This is a genomic window from Pseudomonas entomophila (assembly GCF_029193575.1).
GTDB lineage: Bacteria > Pseudomonadota > Gammaproteobacteria > Pseudomonadales > Pseudomonadaceae > Aquipseudomonas > Aquipseudomonas entomophila_G.
In genome coordinates, this window is the sequence record NZ_JARGCS010000008.1 from 156,608 (window position 1) to 176,211 (window position 19,604).

General features: G+C 66.7%; 18 protein-coding genes. 10 read left to right on the forward strand and 8 right to left on the reverse strand.

The features are described 5' to 3' along the window. The first annotated feature begins 2 nt into the window (after positions 1-2). The 10 genes from P0Y43_RS02335 (at position 3) to P0Y43_RS02380 (ending at position 10,329) form a co-directional block, all read left to right on the forward strand. The gene (locus P0Y43_RS02335; protein WP_275635684.1) at positions 3-1,463 is read left to right on the forward strand and encodes a 2-hydroxymuconic semialdehyde dehydrogenase; all 1,461 of its coding nucleotides are present in this window, start codon (positions 3-5) and stop codon (positions 1,461-1,463) included. A gap of 10 nt (positions 1,464-1,473) precedes the next feature. Continuing rightward, positions 1,474-2,256 carry a 2-oxopent-4-enoate hydratase gene (gene dmpE, locus P0Y43_RS02340; protein WP_275635685.1) on the forward strand — a complete coding sequence of 261 codons (783 nt, stop codon included), beginning with the start codon at positions 1,474-1,476 and terminating at the stop codon, positions 2,254-2,256. An 11-nt stretch (positions 2,257-2,267) separates the two neighbouring features. After that, positions 2,268-3,071 (forward strand): 2-oxo-3-hexenedioate decarboxylase, encoded by an 804-nt coding sequence (dmpH, locus tag P0Y43_RS02345; RefSeq protein WP_275635686.1) that lies wholly within the window; start codon positions 2,268-2,270, stop codon positions 3,069-3,071. 14 nt (positions 3,072-3,085) lie between these two features. Beyond that, entirely contained in the window at positions 3,086-3,283 is a 198-nt protein-coding gene (locus P0Y43_RS02350; protein WP_275635687.1) for a tautomerase family protein, read from the forward strand. Between the two features lie 15 nt (positions 3,284-3,298). Beyond that, positions 3,299-4,234 (forward strand): acetaldehyde dehydrogenase (acetylating), encoded by a 936-nt coding sequence (locus P0Y43_RS02355; protein ID WP_275635688.1) that lies wholly within the window; start codon positions 3,299-3,301, stop codon positions 4,232-4,234. 4 nt (positions 4,235-4,238) lie between these two features. Then, a complete protein-coding gene (gene dmpG, locus P0Y43_RS02360; RefSeq protein ID WP_275635689.1) occupies positions 4,239-5,252 on the forward strand; it encodes a 4-hydroxy-2-oxovalerate aldolase in 1,014 nt (337 codons plus the stop codon). A 60-nt stretch (positions 5,253-5,312) separates the two neighbouring features. Continuing rightward, positions 5,313-6,668 (forward strand): MFS transporter, encoded by a 1,356-nt coding sequence (locus tag P0Y43_RS02365; protein ID WP_275635690.1) that lies wholly within the window; start codon positions 5,313-5,315, stop codon positions 6,666-6,668. A gap of 111 nt (positions 6,669-6,779) precedes the next feature. Beyond that, positions 6,780-8,111 (forward strand): OprD family porin, encoded by a 1,332-nt coding sequence (locus tag P0Y43_RS02370; RefSeq protein ID WP_275635691.1) that lies wholly within the window; start codon positions 6,780-6,782, stop codon positions 8,109-8,111. A 168-nt stretch (positions 8,112-8,279) separates the two neighbouring features. Beyond that, positions 8,280-9,230: a PDR/VanB family oxidoreductase gene (locus tag P0Y43_RS02375; protein WP_275635692.1), complete on the forward strand. Its 951-nt coding sequence runs from the start codon at positions 8,280-8,282 to the stop codon at positions 9,228-9,230. 13 nt (positions 9,231-9,243) lie between these two features. Continuing rightward, complete coding sequence (locus tag P0Y43_RS02380) at positions 9,244-10,329, forward strand: aromatic ring-hydroxylating dioxygenase subunit alpha (protein ID WP_275635693.1); 1,086 nt, start codon at positions 9,244-9,246, stop codon at positions 10,327-10,329. A gap of 127 nt (positions 10,330-10,456) precedes the next feature. On the opposite strand, the gene P0Y43_RS02385 is transcribed toward P0Y43_RS02380, so the two are convergent. The 8 genes from P0Y43_RS02385 to P0Y43_RS02420 all read right to left on the reverse strand — a co-directional run bounded on the left by P0Y43_RS02385 (position 10,457) and on the right by P0Y43_RS02420 (position 19,540). Next, a complete protein-coding gene (locus P0Y43_RS02385) occupies positions 10,457-11,479 on the reverse strand; it encodes an XdhC family protein (RefSeq protein ID WP_275635694.1) in 1,023 nt (340 codons plus the stop codon). Between the two features lie 47 nt (positions 11,480-11,526). Continuing rightward, positions 11,527-12,870, reverse strand: a complete 1,344-nt coding sequence (locus tag P0Y43_RS02390; RefSeq protein WP_275635695.1) for a c-type cytochrome — start codon at positions 12,868-12,870, stop codon at positions 11,527-11,529. A 14-nt stretch (positions 12,871-12,884) separates the two neighbouring features. After that, positions 12,885-15,134, reverse strand: a complete 2,250-nt coding sequence (locus P0Y43_RS02395) for a xanthine dehydrogenase family protein molybdopterin-binding subunit (protein WP_275635696.1) — start codon at positions 15,132-15,134, stop codon at positions 12,885-12,887. Continuing rightward, positions 15,134-15,592, reverse strand: coding sequence for a (2Fe-2S)-binding protein (locus tag P0Y43_RS02400; RefSeq protein WP_275635697.1), 459 nt, complete (start codon positions 15,590-15,592; stop codon positions 15,134-15,136). Before P0Y43_RS02400 ends, P0Y43_RS02395 begins: the two co-directional genes overlap by 1 nt. A 202-nt stretch (positions 15,593-15,794) precedes the next feature. After that, the gene (locus P0Y43_RS02405) at positions 15,795-16,406 is read right to left on the reverse strand and encodes a cell wall hydrolase (protein WP_275635698.1); all 612 of its coding nucleotides are present in this window, start codon (positions 16,404-16,406) and stop codon (positions 15,795-15,797) included. Between the two features lie 48 nt (positions 16,407-16,454). Then, entirely contained in the window at positions 16,455-17,372 is a 918-nt protein-coding gene (locus P0Y43_RS02410) for an AEC family transporter (RefSeq protein ID WP_275635699.1), read from the reverse strand. 148 nt (positions 17,373-17,520) lie between these two features. After that, on the reverse strand, positions 17,521-18,384 hold the full coding sequence (locus P0Y43_RS02415; RefSeq protein ID WP_275635700.1) for a LysR family transcriptional regulator: 864 nt from the start codon (positions 18,382-18,384) through the stop codon (positions 17,521-17,523). A gap of 139 nt (positions 18,385-18,523) precedes the next feature. Further along, positions 18,524-19,540 carry an ABC transporter substrate-binding protein gene (locus P0Y43_RS02420; RefSeq protein WP_275635701.1) on the reverse strand — a complete coding sequence of 339 codons (1,017 nt, stop codon included), beginning with the start codon at positions 19,538-19,540 and terminating at the stop codon, positions 18,524-18,526. Between the last annotated feature and the right edge of the window lie 64 nt (positions 19,541-19,604).

A 19,604-nucleotide genomic window follows, 5' to 3' on the forward strand; every position in this document is an offset into this window, starting at 1 on the left:
TCATGCCTGCGCAAGCGTTTCGCCATTTCATCAACGGCGAGTGGGTCACCAGTGCCCGCACCTTCGAAAACCGCAACCCTGCCGACAACAGTGTCATCGGCCTTGTCCACGAAGCGGGGCAGGCCGAAGTCGATGCCGCCGTGGCCGCTGCCCGTGCGGCCCTCAAAGGCCCCTGGGGCGCGATGACGGTCGCCCAGCGTACCGCACTGCTGCACAAGGTCGCCGAGGGCATCGAGCGTCGCCATGCCGAATTCGTCGCCGCTGAAGTGGCCGACACCGGCAAGCCTGCGCACCTGGCCGGGCACCTCGACATTCCGCGCGGCGCGGCCAACTTCAAGGTGTTTGCCGACCTGTTCAGGAACGTCCCCACCGAAAGCTTCGTGATGGATACCCCCGACGGCGGCAAGGCGGTCAACTATGCGGTGCGTGCGCCGCGCGGCGTGATCGGCGTGGTCTGCCCGTGGAACCTGCCGCTGCTGCTGATGACCTGGAAAGTCGGGCCGGCCCTGGCCTGCGGCAACACCGTGGTGGTCAAGCCGTCCGAAGAAACCCCGGCCACCGCCACGCTGCTGGGCGAAGTGATGAACGAGGCCGGCGTGCCGCCGGGCGTGTACAACGTGGTGCACGGCTTTGGCGCCGATTCGGCGGGGGCCTTCCTCACCGCGCACCCGGATGTCGATGGCGTGACCTTCACCGGCGAGACCGGGACCGGCGAGGTCATCATGAAAGCGGCGGCCAAGGGCATTCGCCCGGTGTCGCTGGAGCTGGGCGGCAAGAACGCCGGTATCGTGTTCGCCGACGCGGACCTTGAGAAGGCGGTCAAGGGCTTGGGGCGCGCGGTGTTCGAGAACAGCGGGCAGGTGTGCCTGGGGACCGAGCGCATCTATGTGCAGCGCCCGTTGTTCGAGCGCTTCGTCGAAGCCTTCAAGGCGCACGCCGCCAGTATCGTGGTCGGTGACCCGAACGCCCACGGCACCACCATGGGCCCGCTGATCTCCCTCGGCCACCGCGACAAGGTGCTGTCCTACGCCCGCCAGGCCGTCGCCGATGGTGCGACCGTGGTGTTCGGCGGTGGCATCCCCGAGGTGCCGGCGCATCTGGCCGAAGGCGCCTGGTTCGAGCCGACCATCTGGACCGGCTTGCCGGAAACCTCGGCGGTGCTCCGCGAGGAAATCTTCGGCCCGTGCTGCCATATCGCCCCGTTCGATACCGAGGAAGAGGCGGTGGCCCTCGCCAACGACACCCCCTATGGCCTGGCCGCCAGTGTCTGGACCCGCGACCTGCAGGTCGCCCATCGCCTGGGCAGCGCGTTGGATGTCGGCATCTGCTGGATCAACTCGTGGTTCCTGCGCGACCTGCGCACCGCGTTCGGTGGCGCCAAGCAGTCGGGCATCGGTCGCGAGGGCGGGGTGCACTCGCTGGAGTTCTACACCGAACTGCGCAACGTCTGCGTCCGCCTGTGAGGAGCGCGCCATGAACCTGAACGATATCCAGCACGCCGGCCAGCAACTGCACCAGGCCCTGACCTCGGGCCAGGCGCTGGCGCCGCTGACCGAAACCTACCCCGGCATCACCCTGGAACAGGCCTACCAGGTGCAACTGGCGATGATCCAGCCGCGCCTGGACGCGGGCGAGCGCGTGCTCGGCAAGAAGATCGGCGTCACCAGCCAGGTGGTGATGAACATGCTCGGCGTCGACCAGCCCGACTTCGGCCACCTGCTGACCGACATGCTTCACGCCGACGGCGCGGCCATCGCCCTCGACGGGCTGATCGCGCCGAAGGCCGAGGGCGAGATCGCTTTCGTGCTCAAGGAGTCGTTGCAGGGCCCGGGCGTTACCGTCGCCGATGTGCTGCGGGCAACCGCCTACGTGATGCCGTGCTTCGAGATCGTCGACTCGCGGATCCGCGACTGGAAGATCCGCATCCAGGACACCGTCGCCGACAACGCCTCGGCCGGTGCCTTCGTGCTCGGTGACCGTGGCGTCGATCCACGTGACGTGGACCTGGCCTGCGTCGGCATGACCCTGGAAAAGAACGGCGAGGTCGTCGCCACCGGCGCCGGTGCCGCCGCGCTGGGCCACCCGGCCAACGCCGTGGCCTGGCTTGCCAACACCCTCGGCCGCCTCGGCATCGGGCTGAACGCGGGCGAGGTGATTCTCTCCGGCTCGCTGGCGGCCATGGTGCCCGTGCAGGCCGGCGACCAACTGCGTATCAGCCTCGGCGACATCGGCTCGGCCGCTGTCCGCTTCGTTTGAAGGAAACCCACATGAACCTGTCCCAAGCCACCATCGCCCAACTGGCCGAACACCTGGAAAACGCCGAGCTCAAGCGCGAGGCGGTGGCCAAGATCACCGACACCCACCCCGACATGGACTGGGATGACGCCTACGCGATCCAGGATGCCATTCGTGCCCGGAAAGAAGCGCGCGGTGTGCGCATCGCCGGCTTGAAGATGGGCCTGACCTCGTTCGCCAAGATGAAGCAGATGGGCGTCACCGACCCGATCCACGGCTTTCTCACCGACTACGGCTCGAGCCTCGACGGCGCGGCCATCGATGTCGACAGCCTGATCCACCCCAAGGTCGAGGCCGAGATCGCCTTCGTGCTCAAGCACCCCCTCAAGGGCCCAGGCGTGCATGTCGGCGATGTGCTGGCGGCCACCGATTTCATCGTGCCGGCGGTCGAGGTGATCGACTCGCGCTACGAAAACTTCCGTTTCGACCTCAAGAGCGTGATCGCCGACAACACCTCTTCGGCGCGCTTCGTCACCGGCGGGCGCATGTCCGGCGTGCAGGGCATCGACCTCAAGTGCCTGGGCGTGGTGCTGGAGAAAAATGGCGAAGTGGTCGCCACCGGTGCCGGCGCTGCGGTGCTCGGGCACCCGGCGCAAAGCGTGGCGATGCTCGCCAACATGCTGGGCGCCAAGGGTCGCGAGCTGCCCGCGGGTACTTTCATCATGACCGGTGGCATCACCGAGGCCATCGCGGTGCAGGCGGGCGACAACGTCACCGTGCGCTACCAGCACCTGGGCAGCGTGTCGATGCGCTTCACCTCGTCCGGCCAGCATTGAGAGGAGTCACTCGAATGCCCATCGCCATCATCCATATCGCCGAAGGCCGCTCGCCCGAGAAGAAGCGCGCGCTGCTGGACAAGGTCACCTTGGCCATCGCCGACAGCCTCGAAGTACCGCTCGAGAGCGTGCGCGTACTGCTGCAGGAAATCCCCGAGACCCAGTGGGCCGCGGGTGGCCAGACCCTCGCCGAACGCCGCGCCAAGGCCTGATACAGGACGCCAGCAATGAACGACAAGATCAGCGTTGCCATCATCGGCTCGGGCAATATCGGCACCGACCTGATGATCAAGATTCTGCGCAACGGCCAGCACCTGAAGATGGGGGCCATGGTCGGCATCGACCCGGCCTCCGACGGCCTGGCGCGGGCCGAGCGCCTGGGCGTGGCCACCACTGCCAAGGGCGTCGAGGGCCTGCTGGCGCTGCCGAACTTCAAGGATATCCGTATCGTGTTCGACGCCACCAGCGCCGGCGCCCATGCTCGACACAACGCGCTGCTGCAGGCGCACGGGGTCAAGGTCATCGACCTGACGCCCGCGGCCATCGGCCCGTTCACCATTCCGGCGATCAACCTGGACGCAGAACTTGCCGCGCCGAACATCAACATGGTCACCTGCGGTGGCCAGGCCACCATACCGATCGTCGCCGCCGTGTCGCGGGTGGCCAAGGTGCATTACGGTGAAATCGTCGCCTCGATCAGCAGCAAGTCGGCCGGCCCCGGTACCCGGGCCAACATCGACGAGTTCACCGAAACCACCTCCCATGCCATCGAGAAACTCGGCGGGGCGCAGAAGGGCAAGGCGATCATCGTCCTCAACCCGGCCGAGCCGCCGCTGATGATGCGCGACACCGTGTTCGTGCTGTCGGAGCCGGCTGACCAGGGCGCCGTCGAGCGTTCTATCCTGGCCATGGTCGAGGCGGTGCAGGCCTACGTGCCCGGTTATCGCCTCAAGCAGCAGGTGCAGTTCGAGGTGATCCCGGCCGACCAGCCGGTGAATGTCCCGGGGTTGGGGCTGCGCAGCGGCCTGAAGACCTCGGTGTTTCTCGAGGTCGAGGGTGCCGCGCACTACCTGCCGGCCTATGCCGGCAACCTGGATATCATGACCTCGGCGGCCGTGGCCTGTGCCGAGCGCATCGCCGCTACCCAGTTCGTGGAGGGTTGAACACATGAACGCCGGCAAGAAACTCTACATTTCCGACGTCACCCTGCGCGATGGCAGCCATGCCATCCGCCATCAGTACACGTTGCAGCAGGCCCGCGACATTGCCCGCGCGCTGGACCAGGCCAAGGTCGATTCCATCGAGGTCGCCCACGGTGACGGCCTGCAGGGCTCAAGTTTCAACTATGGCTTTGGCCGGCACTCGGACCTCGAGTACATCGAAGCGGTGGCCGAGGTCATCAGCCACGCGAAGATCACCACGCTGCTGTTGCCCGGCATCGGCACCGTGCATGACCTCAAGGATGCCTACAACGCCGGTGCCCGGGTGGTGCGCATCGCCACGCACTGCACCGAGGCGGACGTCTCGCGCCAGCACATCGAGTATGCCCGCGAGCTGGGCATGGACACGGTGGGCTTTCTGATGATGAGCCACATGCTCGCGCCCGAGCAGTTGGCCAAGCAGGCCAAGCTGATGGAAAGCTACGGTGCCACCTGTGTGTACATGGCCGACTCGGGCGGTGCGATGAACATGCAGGATGTGCGCGAGCGCTTCCAGGCGTTCAAGGCGGTGCTCGACCCCAACACCGAGACCGGCATGCATGCGCACCACAACCTGAGCCTGGGCGTGGCCAACTCGATCACGGCGGTGGAGGCGGGCTGCGATCGTATCGACGCCAGCCTCGCCGGGATGGGCGCCGGTGCCGGCAACGCGCCCCTGGAGGTGTTCATCGCCGCCGCCGAGCGCCTGGGCTGGAACCATGGCACCGACCTCTACCGGCTGATGGACGCGGCCGACGACATCGTCCGGCCACTGCAGGATCGGCCAGTACGCGTCGACCGCGAAACCCTGGCGCTCGGCTATGCCGGGGTGTATTCGAGCTTCCTGCGTCACGCGGAGGTTGCCGCCCGCCGCTACGGCCTGAACACCGTGGACATCCTCGTCGAGCTCGGCCGCCGCAAGATGGTGGGTGGCCAGGAAGACATGATCGTCGACGTTGCCCTGGACTTGCTACGACCCTGAAACCCAACGCCTTGCCAATGCTTTGCCCCAACCACAAGCCTAATAAAAAGGGGAAATACCATGAGTCAGCACACTGCTCGAATCGGCGAGATCATCGACAACGCGCGAGTCTCGCCTTACCAGATCATCGTTCTCACCCTGTGTTTTCTGATCGTCCTGGTCGATGGCTTCGACACCGCCGCCATCGGCTACATCGCCCCGGCCCTGCGTGAGGAGTGGGGCCTGTTGCCGGCGCAACTATCGCCGGCCTTCGGTGCCGGGTTGTTCGGCCTGCTGGTCGGCAGCCTGGTGTTCGGCCCCATCGCCGATGCCATCGGTCGCAAGCGCGTGCTGCTGTTTTCGGTGCTGATCTTCGGTGTCGGCACGTTGGCCTCGGCCTACGCGCACTCGATCGAATCGCTGACCGCACTGCGTTTCGTCACCGGCATCGGCCTGGGCGGGGCGATGCCCACCTGCATCACCCTGAGCTCGGAGTATTCACCGGCGCGGCGGCGGATGATCATGGTCACCCTGAGCTGGAGCGGCTTCACCGCAGGCCTGGCGCTGGGTGGCATGCTTGCGGCGCAGATCATCCCGGTGTTCGGCTGGCGTGGCGTGCTGATGATCGGTGGCATCGTGCCGCTGGCCATGCTGCCGCTGCTGGCCTGGCTGATGCCCGAATCGGTGCGCTTCATGGCGTCGAGCCCCAAGCATGCCGCTGCCCTGCGCAAGGTGGTCGAGCGCATCACCGGCACCAGCCATGAAGGGGTGACCATCCTCGACGACGAGCGCCCTGCGAAGGTTCGTTCGCCGATCTCGCACCTGTTCATCGAGGGCCGCGCGGTGCGCACGCTGCTGCTGTGGCTGGCGTTCTTCTGCTCGCTGTTTGTCTTCTACCTCCTGACCAGCTGGTTGCCGAGCCTGCTCAAGGACGCCGGCTACGACATCGCCCATGCCGCGCGCGTCGGTGCCATGGTGCCGCTGGGCGGCACGGTCGGGGCGATCCTGCTGGCGCTGCTGATGGACCGCGTCGGGCCGTACCGTGTGCTGGCCTGCTCCTACCTGGGGGCGGCGGTGGTGATCGCGGTCACCGGTTACCTGATGGGCGATATCTATGGCCTGGCGGCGGCGGTGTTCCTGATCGGTTTCGGCGTGGCCGGCGCGCAGAACGGCCTGAACCTGGTGTCGGCGACCATCTACCCGACAGCGGCGCGCGTCACCGGGGTCAGCTGGGCCATGGCCTGCGGGCGTTCCGGCTCCATCCTCGGCTCGACCCTGGGTGCCTGGCTGATCGCCTCGGCTGGTACGCCGGTGGTGTTCTTCCACTGGCTGGCGCTGCCGGTGGTGGCGGGCGCGGCGGCGATCTTCGTGCTGTACCGACTGAGCATCCGACCCTCCGCGACCTGGCGGGCTGACGCCCCCCAAGCGCACTCCTGATACCTGATCGAGCTTCGCGCCCACTTCCCCTGGGAGGTGGCGTCGGGCGCGGCTTGCCTGCGCCCGGCGTTCGGCGCTGCGAATAACAACAAGAAACGAGGAGCACACACCATGTCTTGCAAACCGTCTTGCTTCACCCCCGGTCTCATCGCCCTGGCGCTGGCCCCCCTGGCCGGCCAGGCCGCCGGCCTGATCGAGGATTCCCATGCGCGCCTGGAAATGCGCAACATCTACTTCAACCAGGACAACCGCAGCGGCAGCGCCAACCCGTCCAAGCAGGAGGAGTGGGGCCAGGGCTTCCTGTTCGACTTCACGTCCGGCTACACCGAGGGCGCCGTCGGTGTTGGTGTCGATGCCCTCGGCATGCTGGGCATCCGCCTGGATTCGGGCAAGGGCACCCACTACAACCCGCAGAGCACCAACCGCGCCGGCCTGGTGTTTCCCACCGACAGCGACGGCCGTGCGGTGGATGAGTTCAGCACCTTGGGCGTGACCGGCAAGTTGCGCTTCGCCAAGACCGAGGCGCGCCTCGGGACCTTGCGTCCGAAGATGCCAGTGCTGAACTTCAACGACGGTCGCTTGCTGCCGGAAACCTTCGAAGGCCTGCAGGTCACTTCGCGCGATCTGGACAACTTCACGTTCACCGGTGGGCAGATCCAGCGGGTCAAGAGCCGCAACTCGTCGAGCAACGAAGGCATGGCGATCGCCGGCGCCGGTGGCCCGTTCGGCAAACGCAGCAATGCGTTCAATTTCTTCGGCGTCGACTATGCCGTCAGCCGCGACCTGACCCTGCAGTACTACTACGGCGAGCTGGAGGACTTCTATCGCCAGCACTTCGTCGGCCTGGTGCACCAGTTGGCCTTGCCGGTGGGGAGCCTCAAGACCGACCTGCGCTACTTCGACAGCGGCCCCTCGGGGCGCAACGGCAGCGTGGCAGGGCGTGCCGAGGGCTACCGCAGTGCCGGTTTCGGCAACAACGGCAAGGTCGATAACCAGGCGTTTGCCGGGCTGTTCACCTATAGCCTCGGCGGGCACGGTTTCAGCCTGGGCTACCAGCAGCTTGAAGGTGACAGCGACTTCCCCTTCGTCAACCAGGGCGATGGCTCGTCCACCTACCTGATCACCGACCGCCAGACCGGCGCGCGTTTCCAGAAGGCTGGCGAGCGGACCTGGGTGGCGCAGCACACCTACAACTTCGCCTCTGTCGGCATCCCGGGGCTGAGCACGATGCTGGTCTACCAGCGCGGCGACAACATCAAGTCGGCGCAAGGCGACCAGCACGAGTGGGAGCGTGATTTCTGGGTCACCTACGCGGTACAGAATGAAACGTTCAAGGGGCTGTCGTTCTCCTGGCGCAACGCCTCGCTGCGCAGCACCTTCGCCAACCAGCGCGATCTGGACGAAAACCGGATCTACGTCACCTATCAAATGGCCGTTTTCTGAGGCTGACGGGGTATTTCTCAACAAACGCGGCATGAGTTCGTCGTCGCTCGGCCCCTTTGATGGCTCGTGGGGCCGGCGGCTTCCTCATGGCGCCGCCGCGATCGGCGCAGGTTTTGAAAACCGGGTTTGGACGATTGAGAGATCTCGCTGGCGTGAAAGGAGGTTGTTGTGAGTGAAACGATAAGGGTCACGGTTGCTCGTCGAGTCGAGGAGGCAACGGGAATCATTGCATTGGAGCTTGTCGACGCCCAGGGCCACGACTTGCCTGCGTTCGAGGCCGGTGCGCACATCGAAGTTTGCCTTGCGTCTGGCTTGAGGCGTCACTACTCGTTGTGCGGCATGCCGAGTGACCGCACGCGCTATCGCGTGGCAGTCCTCCTTGAGAAAAACTCACGCGGCGGCTCTGCATGGATTCATGAGCACTGTCGGGAAGGGGAGACTCTATCGATCAGCTTGCCGCGTAACAATTTCAAGCTCGAGGAACAGGCGGCGCATTCGCTCTTGATCGGTGGCGGTATTGGCATCACCCCCCTGTTGGCGATGGCATGGCGGCTTCACGAGGCTGGCCAGTCATTCGAGCTGCATTATTGCGTTCGTGATCGCGCGTGCGCCGCATTCTTGCCATTGCTCGCTACAGATCCCTTCGCAGAGAGATGTCGCCTTTACGTTGACAACGAAGGGGAGCGGATCGACTTGAACGCGTTGTTGCGCCACGCACCTGGACAAGCCCATGTCTATGTCTGCGGGCCGAACGGTTTCATGGAGGCTGTCTGCGACGCGGTCGTCGCACATGAATGGCCAGCGCGACACATCCACCGCGAATATTTTTCCGCCGACGCTCAGGTTGAAGGCCAGGCTTTCACCGTGTATGCGCAACGCTCTGGTAAGTCGGTCACCGTTTCCGAGAACAGCAGTATCGCGCAGGCGCTATTGGCCTGCGGAATCGAGGTGCCTCTTTCGTGCGAGCAAGGGGTTTGCGGAACGTGCCTTACCCGCGTGCTGGAGGGCGTTCCCGATCATCGGGATTACTACCTGGATGATGAGGAAAAAGCCGCCAATGATCGCATGGCGGTGTGCTGCTCGCGGTCCCTGGGTCCATTCCTGCGCTTAGATATTTAAGAGGGAAGAAGCTATGAACGCTTTGCGCAACTGCTGGTATATCGCGGGTTGGGAAGATGAGTTCAAAACCTCCCAACTCTACCCTCGGACCTTTCTCGGGGAGAAAATCGTACTGTTTCGAGACAGCAGGGGCGCATTGCAGGCGCTGCAGGATCGCTGTCCGCACCGATTCGTCCCCTTGCACCTAGGGCATCTTGAGGGTGATCGCATCCAGTGCGCGTATCACGGGCTGTCATTCGATTGCTCGGGTAAGTGTGTCCATAACCCCCATGGCAATGGGGCGATTCCAAGCGCTGCGAAAGTGCGCGCTTATCCCATGGCCGAGCGGTACGGGTTCGCGTGGATCTGGATGGGCGAAGCGGGCCGGGCAAACCCGGATTTGATCACTGATTTCGAGCAGATGGACCCACAATTCAACTATGTGGGCAAAAGCTACCTTCATGTCAAAGCCAATTACATCCTGGAGACGGATAACATTCTCGACCTCAGCCACATCGAATTTCTCCACGGTAGCTCCCTGGGCAGCGATGCGGTGGCCAAAGGTCTGATCGAAGTGGAGCAACATGGGGAAACGGTGCATTCCAAGCGATCTACCCACGATGAGACGCTCACGGCGGAGTTGCAGCGCCTGCGTGGGATTGCGCCGGGACAGCGGGTTGATCGCTGGCTTGATGTGCGATGGAACGCACCTTCCAACATGTTGCTCAACAGCGGCTGCACGCCTGCTGGCTGCGCGCGTGAGCAAGGCAGCTCTGTATACGTCGCGCATGTATTTACCCCTGAAACCGAAAATACCACCCATTATTGGTTCGGCATCGCATTTCCCAAAGCGTTGGGGGAAAAGGCCAAGCAACTGGCGCAGGACAATATCGAGTGGTTGCTCAAGCCCTTCACGGATGAAGACATGCCAATGCTTCAGGCACAGCAGGAAATGATAGGCGGGCAAGATTTCTGGTCGCTCAAACCCGTTCTCTTGGCAAGTGACGGGGCGGCGGTGCGCGCCAGGCGCGTGCTGGAGCGGTTGATCAAGCTCGAGAAGGAAAATGCCCCGGGGGCCAATGAGGCCACGCTTCCTGCCGCAGGCATCCTGCCCACGTGAGCCTGCCGAACGCCGGCACTTCAAAGGGCTGCAATGAGCTGTAGCCCGCTCCCACAGGTCCCGCGCCGCTTGCTGTTGGCGGTGACGCTTGCAGGCGCGGGCTTGCCCCGCGACAGGGCCCCGCGCTTCAACCACTGACCCTGGCGTGTTCCCGCTCCCCCTTGGCCCGCGACACACTCACCGCCCCCGGCAACGTCACCGCGTTCTTCGCCGCAAGGATTTCCGCCATCACGCTCACTGCGATCTCCGCCGGGGTCTTGCTGCCGATGTAGATGCCGATTGGCCCATGCAGCCGCTGCAACGACGCCTCGGTCTCGCCGAAATGCTCGACCAGTCGTCCGCGACGCTGTTGGCTGTTGCGCCGCGAGCCGATCGCGCCAATGTAGAACGCCGGGCTGTGCAGCGCTTCGAGCAAGGCCAGGTCGTCGAGCTTGGGGTCGTGGCTGACGGCGACGATGCAGGTGCGCAGGTCCGGGGCGAAAGCACGCACCACATCGTCGGGCATGCCGGCCAGGTGCTCGACACCCGCCACGTTCCAGCCGCTGATGTATTCCGGGCGCGGGTCGCACACGGCCACGCGAAAGCCATTGAACAGCGCCATGGTCGCCAGGTACTCGCCCAGGGCACCGGCGCCGATCAACAGCAGGCGGTAGCCGGGGCCGAGGGTGTTGACCATTCGCTGGCGGTCGAGGGCGAATTGCTCGGGGGGGGCGGTGGCGGCGAGGGTGACCGCGCCGCTGTACAGGTCGAGCTGGCGGCGCACCAGTTGGCCGCTATCGAGCTGGGCAAGCAGTTGCGCCAGCGGTTGCCAGGCGGGGGTGAATTCGAGCACCAGTTCCAGGGTGCCGCCGCAGGGCAGGCCGAAGCGGTGCGCCTCGTCGGCGCTGACGCCGTAGCGCACTTGCTGCGGGGGGCCTTCGGGCAGGCCGGGGCCGCCGTAGGCGGTGGTGTAGCGGTGGATCAGGTCGTCTTCGATGCAGCCTCCGGAGACACTGCCGGCCACGCGGCCATCGTTGCGCAGGGCCATCATCGAACCGACTGGGCGCGGAGACGAGCCCCAGGTGCGGGCGACGGTGGCCAGGAGCACCCGGTGGCCGGCCTGGAGCCAGTCGTGGGCGGTGCGTAGGACCAGCAGGTCGATGCTTTCCATGGGGGCTCCTGTGGAAGTGGGGGTGGTTTTGCCGGCCCTGTCGCCATTTAGCGCATGTGCAGAATGATCGGGCTGCTGCTCGCCGGGTCGGTATGTTCACGCAGCTTGGCGACCGCCTTGGCATCCACGGCGCCGCCATGGTTACCCCAGGCCCCGCGCGCAAAACTCAGCACCTCGGCAACCTGCTGGTCCGACAGCTGCTCACGCAGCGCCGGCATGCGGTAGGCATCCGGCACGCCAGCGGCGACGATGCGCTGCGAGCCGTTCAAGGTGATGTTGATCGCCGAGGCATCCTCCTTGGCCAGCATCGAGGTGGCGCCGGCCAGCGGCGGTATCCACTCGGCCTGGCCCTTGCCGTCCAGGCCATGGCATGAGGCGCAGTGGGTCACGTAGGTGTGCGCGCCGGGGGCGTCCAGGCGGGTGGCGGCGGACATCGCCTGGTACTGCCAGGGTGTGCCGTCGCGGGCCGGGTCGCCGGGCAGCGCCTTCAGGTAGCGGGCGATCGCCTGCAGGTCGTCGTCGCTCATGAACTGCGTGGAGTTGTTGAACGCCTCGGTCATCGAACCGTACACCACCGCGTGCTGGTTTCGCCCGGTCTTGAGGAACTGCACGATGTCCGGCTCGCTCCAGCGTGCCAGCCCGGTGTTGGGGTCCTGGCGCAGGCTGGGCGCGTACCAGCCGTCGAGCAGGGCGCCGGCGAGGAAGGCCTGGCCGCCTTCGTCCAGGGCTTTCTCGTTGAACGCCAGGCCCCGTGGGGTATGGCAACTGCCGCAGTGGCCGGGGCCTTGGACGATGTACGCGCCTCGGTTCCACAGGGCGTCCTCGGTGGGCTTGGCGGCGTAGGCGCGGGTCGGGGCGAAGATTCCGTTCCACAGGGCGATCGGCCAGCGCAGGTTCAGCGGCCAGGGGATGCTGCTGGGGAGATTGGCCTGCTGGGCCGGTTGCACGCCGTTCATGAAGAACGCGTACAGCGCGCGCACGTCATCGTCGCTGAGCTTGGCGTAGGACGGGTAGGGCATCGCTGGGTACAGGCGCCGACCGTCCGGCGTCACGCCCTGGCGCACGGCGCGGTCGAAGTCGGCCAGGCTGTAGGTGCCGATGCCGGTGTCACGATCCGGGGTGATGTTGGTGGCGTGGATCGCCCCCAGCGGCGTGGCCATCTCCAGGCCGCCGGCGAAGGGCGCCTGGCCCGGCAGGCTGTGGCAGGCCACGCAGTCGCTCAGGCGCGCGACGTATTCGCCACGGGCGACCAGCGCCGGGTCGGCGCTGGGTCGTTCCAGGGTAAACGGCGAGGCGGGCTCGCGGGTGACGTACCAGGCCAGCAGGCCTGCCGCGACCAGGCACGGCAGGGCCAGCCAACGCGCGGTGGTTGCCAATCGGCTGTTGTTCATCGTGGCGTTCCGTGTCAGGTGAAGGAGTAGCGACTCAGGGGCAGGCTGCGGATGCGCTGCCCGGTCAGGCGCGCCACCGCGTTGGCCACTGCCGGGGCCACTGCGGGCAGCGGCGGTTCACCGATGCCGCCCATCTTCTCGCCGCTCTCGACCACCTTCACGTGCACCCGCGCCATGCGCGCTGGCGGCAGGATCGGGTACAGGTCGTAGTTGCGCGCGCGCGGCTTGCCGTCCACGTACACCGCTTCTTCCACCAGGGTCTGCGACAGGCCCAGGGCCACGGCGCCGTTGACCTGCGCCTCGACGATCGCCGGGTTGACGATGCTGCCCGGGTCGATGGCCTGCCAGATGTCGTGCACCCGCACCTGGCCATTCTCGATCGACACCTCGGCGACCACCGCCGTCTGCGTGCCGAACGGCGAGGCCATGGCCACGCCACGGGCGCGCTTGCTGCCGTCCTCGGCGGTGAACGGGCCGCGCTTCCAGCCGCCGGACAACTCGCCGACCGCCTGCAACAGGGTGGTCAGGCGCGGGTTGTCGCGCAACAGGTGCAGACGCAGTTCGAACGGGTCGTGGCCGCCCTTGTCGGCCAATTCGTCGAGGAAGGCCTCGTAGAAGAAGTCGTTCAGCGAGTTGCCCACCGAACGCCAGTAGCCGAGCATCACCGGGCCTTTGACGTAGACCTGGGCGATGCGTTTGTTGGCGATGGCGTACGACTTGCCCGACAGCCCCTCCATGGCCGTGGGGTCGATCTTCTCGCCCTGCTTGCCGGCCAGTGCCTCGGTGGGGCCTTCGGTGGCGCTGATCGCCTCGATGGCCACCGGTAGGCCCTTGTCGTCGAGCCCGGCGCGGAACTTCACCACCGCCACCGGGCGCAAGGCGTCACGCAGGAACTCTTCCTCGCGGCTCCAGATCAGCTTGACCGGGCGGCCGACCGCCTTGGCCAGGGCGATAGCCTGCGGGTAGGGGTTGGCCGAGTCGTACAGGAAGTGCCGGCCGAAGAAACCACCGAGCAGCGGCGAGTGCAGGGTGATGCGCTGCGCTGCCAGGCCCGTGCGCTTGGCGATGTCGTCGCGGAACATGTCCGGCGCCTGGTTGGGCAGCCACACCTCCAGCGAACCGTCGGGGTTGAAGCGTGCCAGCGCGGAGGGCGGCTCCAGTTGGGCGTGGTTGAGGTACTGGTTGTGGTAGGTGGCCTCGACCTGGGTCGTGGCGCTGGCCAGGGCGGCGGCCACGTCGCCTTCGTTTTCGTCGTCGCGGGCGCTGCCGGGTTGGGTGGCCAGGTAGTCGCGCCAGGCAGCGCTGGAGAAGTCGGCGGGCATCACCCGCAGCGGGCTGTCGCTGGCGGGCTCCAGCCAGTCGACCTGGATCGCCTCGACCGCGCGCTTGGCGTGCCACCAACGTTCGGCCACCACGGCCACGGCGCCGGGCAGGCGGTGCACCGAGTGCACGCCCTTCATGGCCTTGACCTGCTCTTCGTTGCGCAGGCTGCCGACGCTCATGCCCAGGCGCGGCGCGTGCTGCACGGCGGCATGGAGCATGTCGTCGACCTTCAGGTCGATGCTGTAGACGGCCTTGCCGGTCGACTTGTCATAGGCGTCCACGCGCTTGACCGGCTTGCCGATCCAGCGGAACTGGCTGGGGTCGCGCAGTTGCACGCTGGCCGGGTCGGGCACGGGCAGGTCGAGGGCGCGCTCGGCCAATTCGCCGTAGGCCAGCGAGCGGCCCGAGGCGGCGTGCACCACCTTGCCAGGCTCGGTGCTCAGTTCACCGACCGGCACCTTCAGGGCCTCGGCGCCGGCCTGCAGCAGCATGGCCCGGGCCAGTGCGCCAAGGCGGCGCATGGTCGGGTAGCTCATGCGCACCGACATGCTGCCGCCGGTGATGCGCATACCATTTTCCATCACGTAGTACGCCTCGCCGGGCGGCGCGCACTCGACCAGGAAGGTCGCCGGGTCGGCGTCCAGTTCTTCGCCGATGATCTGCGCCATGGCGGTGTAGGTGCCCTGGCCGCCCTCGATGAAGGGGCAGAGCAGGCGCACGCTGCTGTCTGGGCGAATCTCCAGGAACGCCGGCACCTGGGTGCTGCGTTCGACGGCCGTGGCGGTGGCGGCCTGCACGCGGGTGCTGCCCAGCGGCAGGCCGAAGCCGAGCACCAGCGCGCCGACGGCGGTGCCGGCGAGGAAGCGTCGGCGCGACAGGTTGACGGTTTGCCCGGCGGGCAGTTGCAGCAGGTCGTCGAGCGAGGAGAGGCGGCTGTTCATCAGGCGTTCTCCTGCTGGGCGGCCAGGTCGTGCACGGCGGCATGGATGGCGTTGTAGGTGCCGCAGCGGCACAGGTTGACCATCGCCGCGCTGATCTGTTCGTCGCTGGGCTTGGGGGTGTGCTTGAGCAGCGCCGTGGCGGCCATCACCTGGCCGGACTGGCAGTAGCCGCACTGGGCCACCTGATGCTCGACCCAGGCCGCCACCACGCGCTGGCCCACGGCGTCGGCCTCGATCGCCTCGATGGTGGTCACCTCGCGACCGACGACGCCGGCCACCGGGGTCACGCAGGCGCGCACCACGTTGCCGTCCACCAGCACCGAGCAGGCGCCGCACTGCGCCAGGCCGCAACCGTACTTGGTGCCGGTCAGGCCCAGGTCGTCGCGGATCACCCACAGCAGGGGCGTGTCGGCATCGGCGTCGACCTGGTAGGTTTTCTGATTGATGCGTAGTTCCATGGGGTCACCCGCTGATCATCGGTTGGCTGTTTCGTTCTGGCGGGCCGTGCAGCAGGGCGCTTGGCGCCGTGGCCCTTTTTGGCAAGAACTCTAGACCGCAGGGGGGGTGTTGCCCATGCGCCGGGGCGATGTTCAGAGAATCAGGCAAGTCATTCGGCGGATTGTGCTAGGGCGGTGGTCTCTCCCCGGCTGACCTGCTCGGTCAGCGCGCCAATGCCTGGTTCGGCCGGTAGAACAGAAAATGCCGTGTCTCGGCGGTCTTGCGGTAGGCCTTGGCCCAATCCGGGTGCACGGTGCGGTCATGGAAGTACAACGCCCCGCCGGTGGGGTCCTTGAGTTGCTGGTTCAACGCCTTGCGCGCAATCTCCTTGGCAATCCCGTAACGGCCTTCTTCCTCGACCTGGTCAGGACGCCCGTCGCACCACCAGGAGAACTGACAGCTCTTGCTCTCCACGCCTTGCTTGACCACCCCGCAAATGGTGTCGGGGAAGCCTTCGTGGCCCAGGCGATTAAGCACCACGCTGGCCACCGCGCTCATGTCCTCGGAATCGGCGCCCTTGGCCTCCCAGTAGAGGGTGCGGGCCAGGCAGGTGATGCTGTCGTCCATGGGCGATTGCCCGGCGGGGTCGACGGCCTGGACCTCGGTGGGGGTGAGGGTTTCGCTTTTCTTCGGTGGCGGCGCCTCCTCGACGACCTTTTCCTCGAGGACCTGGGCCTTGTCTTCGGCGACCGCGGCCTTGGCCGGGTCGGCGGCGTGGAGGGGGCCTGCGAGCAGGGTCAGGGTGAGGCCGAATACCATCCACGGGCTGCGCATGGTCGAGTGTCCGAAGTGTGGGCTGTGTGTCAGTCTAGCTGCAGCTGGTCAGGTCAGCGCGAGGGCCAGCACCAATGGCAAGGTGAGGGCGGCGGCGAGGGTCTGCAGGGCGATGATGGTTGCCATCAGCGGCGCGTTGCCGCCCATCTGGCGGGCCATCACGTAGGACGACGACGCCGTCGGCAGGGCCTGGAACAACACCGCCACCACCGCGGCCTGGCCACCGAGGCCGAGCAGCCGGCACAGGCCCCAGGTGGTCAGGGGCATGACCAAAAACTTGAACAGCGACGCGGCCAGCAGCGGCTTGACCTGCTGCCCCAGCCGCGCACCCCCGAGCGCGGCGCCGACGCACAGCAACCCCAGCGGCAGGGCGGCCTGGCCGAGGGCCTTGAGGGTCGGCTCGAGGCCCGCCGGCAGGCCCAGGCCACTGACCCGTAGCAGCAGGCCGCCGAGGCAGCCGACGATCAGCGGGTTGGCGAAGATCGCCCGGGCGATGGCCAGCGGCGAGCTGTGGCGGGCGCTGAAACGGGCGAACACCAGCACGCAGAGCAGGTTCACCAACGGCACGATGGCGGCGTTGGCCACCGCGGCCAGGGCGATCCCGGCACTGCCGTAGAGGCCCGAGGCCAGGGTGGCGCCGATGTAGTTGTTGAAGCGCACGCCACCTTGGAACACCGAGGTGAAGTCGGCGCCGTCGTGGCTCGCCGCGCCTTGGTAGAGCACCAGCAGCAGGGCGCCGGCCAGGGTCGAGAGCATCAGCACGCCGACCATGCCGAACACTGGCACGCCATCGAGGTTGGCGGTGGCCAGGCCGTGGAGGAACAGCGAGGGCAGCAGCACGTAGTAGCTCAGGCGTTCGGCGCCGGGCCAGAAAGTCTCGGGCAGGAAGCTGCGAATCCGCAGCAAGGTGCCGAGGGCGATCAGCAGAATGATAGGGAGCAGGGTGGTCAGCAGCAGGTGGAGCATGGCGGGCGGTCCGTGGTCGGGTACCGGCACAGGTTAATGGGGTTGAATGGTTAATAAAAACGGTGTTTTCTGCAGTGACTGTTGAGGAAAAGTGCATGGTTGCAGGGCTGTGGCGCCGTCCATCGCGGGGCCGCCCGGCGGCCCGTTGTCAGGCATCCAACGCGGTCTTCAACACTGCGCTCAAATGCCGCCGCTGGCTTTTCTCATGCTCCAGCAGCACCACCCGCCGAGTCAGTTGCGGCTCGCCAAAGGGCAGGCAGGTGGCCGGCGGCAGGCGCGCCAGGTCGTCGTCGGCCATGGGAATGATCGCCACCCCCAGCCCCATGGCCGCCATGCGCGCCAGGGCCTCCTGGCTGTCCAGCTCCATCTGCTCGCTGACCTGCAAGCGCTGGCGGCGCAGCTCCTGTTCGATCTGCCGCCCGGCCCAGGCGCGTTTGTCGAAGCGCAGGAACGGCTGGCTGGCCAACAACTGCGGCAGGCTCTGGCCCGCCAGTTCCGGGCTGGCGATGGCCCAGAAGCGGTCCTCGAACAGCGGCGTGTATTGCAGGCTCTGGGGGTAGGGGCTGACCGGCTCGGTGGTGATCGCCGCATCCAATTCGCCATCCTCGACCCGTCGCGCCAACTCCGCCGACATGCCCGAGGCGACACTGATGTGCAGTTGCGGATGGTGGGTCTTGATCCACAGCAGCGCCTTGGGCAGCCGCCGGGCCAGCACCGTGTGGATCACGCCGATGCGCAGGCGCCCGCGCAGGCTCGGGCCGCTGGCCAGGGTGTCGGCCAGTTCGTCATAGGCGGCGAGGATGCTTTCGGCGCGGGCCACGGCCAGTTGCCCGGCTTCGGTCAGCACCACCTGGCGGCGGCTGCGGTCGAACAGCGGCACCTGTAGCTCGTCTTCCAGGGTCTTGATGTGCAGGCTGACGGCCGAGGGGGTGAGACTGAGCAGGTCGGCGGCGCGGGCGAAGGTGCCGTGGCGGGCGATGGTCACCAGGGTGCGCAGGGCTTTGAGGGACACGCGGGCGGGCTCCGGGGCGGGTATGGGCGGCACGGTAACCGCTGTGGGCGGGGTGGGGCAAGGCGGGGAGGGGGTGTTGGCGGTGGCGGCCCTATCGCGGGGCAAGTCCGCTCAGGTATCCGGTAGGGCCGCCAGGAGCTCACAGCGACTGCGCCACCTTCGCCGCCACCTCGTCCGACACCCAGGCCTTCCATACCTGCGGGTGCTCGCGCAGGAACGCCAACGCCGCGTCGCGCGGGTCCTGGCGCTTTTCGCTCATCTGCGCGAGGGCCTTGTTCAACGTGTCGATGGGCAGGTCGACCTTCTCGAACAATGCCACCAAGTCCGGATAGTCCTTGTGAAACGCCGCCGACACGCCAATCGACAGCTTCGCCGCCAACGACCCGCTGCCTTTCGGGTTGGGGTTGGCCGGGTCGGTGAGCGTCGCCCAGGCCTGCTCGTCGAACGGCGGTTCCTGCAGGCGGATCAACTCGAAACGGCCCATCAACGGCGTAGGGCTCCAGTAGTAGAACAGCACCGGCTGGCCACGACGGATCGCCGAGCTGACCTCGGCATCCAGCGCCGCGCCGGAGCCGCTGCGAAAGTTGTTGTACAGCCCGTCCAACCCATAGGCCTTGAGCTTCTGGCTGTTGACCGTCTCGGAGGTCCAGCCGCTGGGGCTGTTGAGGAAGCGCCCCTTGCCCGGCGCCTCGGGGTCGCGGAACACCTGCGGGTAGCGCTTGAGGTCGCCGACGCTGCGCAGCTCCGGGGCCAGGGGCTTGATGCCGCGCTCAGGGTCGCCCTTGACCACGTAGGCCGGCACCCACCAGCCCTCCACCGCGTTTTTCACCGTGTCGCCCAGGGCGAACACCTGCCCGGCTTGTTCGGCCTTGACCCAGGCGGGGCTGCGCCCAGCCCATTCCTCGGCGATCACCTGCAGGTCGTTGCGCGCCAGGGCCACTTCCATGCTGACGGTGCTGCCAGGAAGGGTGTCGGTGCCGTAGCCGTAGCCGCGCTCGACGATCAGCCGCAGGATCTCGGTGGTCAGTGCGCCGCTTTCCCAGCCGATGGCGCCGAAGTGGATGGGCGCACGCGCCTCGGCGGCCGCGGCGGTGTCGGTGCTGGCCAGGCCCAGGGTGAGCAGCAGGCCGGCCAGCAGCGTTGGAATCTTCTTCATCGGGGACTCGTCGGTTGCCAGTACGTGGGTCCGGCAAGTGTAGACGACGGGCTTTCCCGGCTTG

Bases quoted from the DNA above. Each gene is read 5' to 3' on its own strand.
- P0Y43_RS02335 (WP_275635684.1), top strand. From the start codon at position 3: ATGCCTGCGCAAGCGTTTCGCCATTTCATCAACGGCGAGTGGGTCACC.
- dmpE (WP_275635685.1), top strand. From the start codon at position 1,474: ATGAACCTGAACGATATCCAGCACGCCGGCCAGCAACTGCACCAGGCC.
- dmpH (WP_275635686.1), top strand. From the start codon at position 2,268: ATGAACCTGTCCCAAGCCACCATCGCCCAACTGGCCGAACACCTGGAA.
- P0Y43_RS02350 (WP_275635687.1), top strand. From the start codon at position 3,086: ATGCCCATCGCCATCATCCATATCGCCGAAGGCCGCTCGCCCGAGAAG.
- P0Y43_RS02355 (WP_275635688.1), top strand. From the start codon at position 3,299: ATGAACGACAAGATCAGCGTTGCCATCATCGGCTCGGGCAATATCGGC.
- dmpG (WP_275635689.1), top strand. From the start codon at position 4,239: ATGAACGCCGGCAAGAAACTCTACATTTCCGACGTCACCCTGCGCGAT.
- P0Y43_RS02365 (WP_275635690.1), top strand. From the start codon at position 5,313: ATGAGTCAGCACACTGCTCGAATCGGCGAGATCATCGACAACGCGCGA.
- P0Y43_RS02370 (WP_275635691.1), top strand. From the start codon at position 6,780: ATGTCTTGCAAACCGTCTTGCTTCACCCCCGGTCTCATCGCCCTGGCG.
- P0Y43_RS02380 (WP_275635693.1), top strand. From the start codon at position 9,244: ATGAACGCTTTGCGCAACTGCTGGTATATCGCGGGTTGGGAAGATGAG.
- P0Y43_RS02385 (WP_275635694.1), bottom strand. From the start codon at position 11,479: ATGGAAAGCATCGACCTGCTGGTCCTACGCACCGCCCACGACTGGCTC.
- P0Y43_RS02390 (WP_275635695.1), bottom strand. From the start codon at position 12,870: ATGAACAACAGCCGATTGGCAACCACCGCGCGTTGGCTGGCCCTGCCG.
- P0Y43_RS02395 (WP_275635696.1), bottom strand. From the start codon at position 15,134: ATGAACAGCCGCCTCTCCTCGCTCGACGACCTGCTGCAACTGCCCGCC.
- P0Y43_RS02400 (WP_275635697.1), bottom strand. From the start codon at position 15,592: ATGGAACTACGCATCAATCAGAAAACCTACCAGGTCGACGCCGATGCC.
- P0Y43_RS02405 (WP_275635698.1), bottom strand. From the start codon at position 16,406: ATGCGCAGCCCGTGGATGGTATTCGGCCTCACCCTGACCCTGCTCGCA.
- P0Y43_RS02410 (WP_275635699.1), bottom strand. From the start codon at position 17,372: ATGCTCCACCTGCTGCTGACCACCCTGCTCCCTATCATTCTGCTGATC.
- P0Y43_RS02420 (WP_275635701.1), bottom strand. From the start codon at position 19,540: ATGAAGAAGATTCCAACGCTGCTGGCCGGCCTGCTGCTCACCCTGGGC.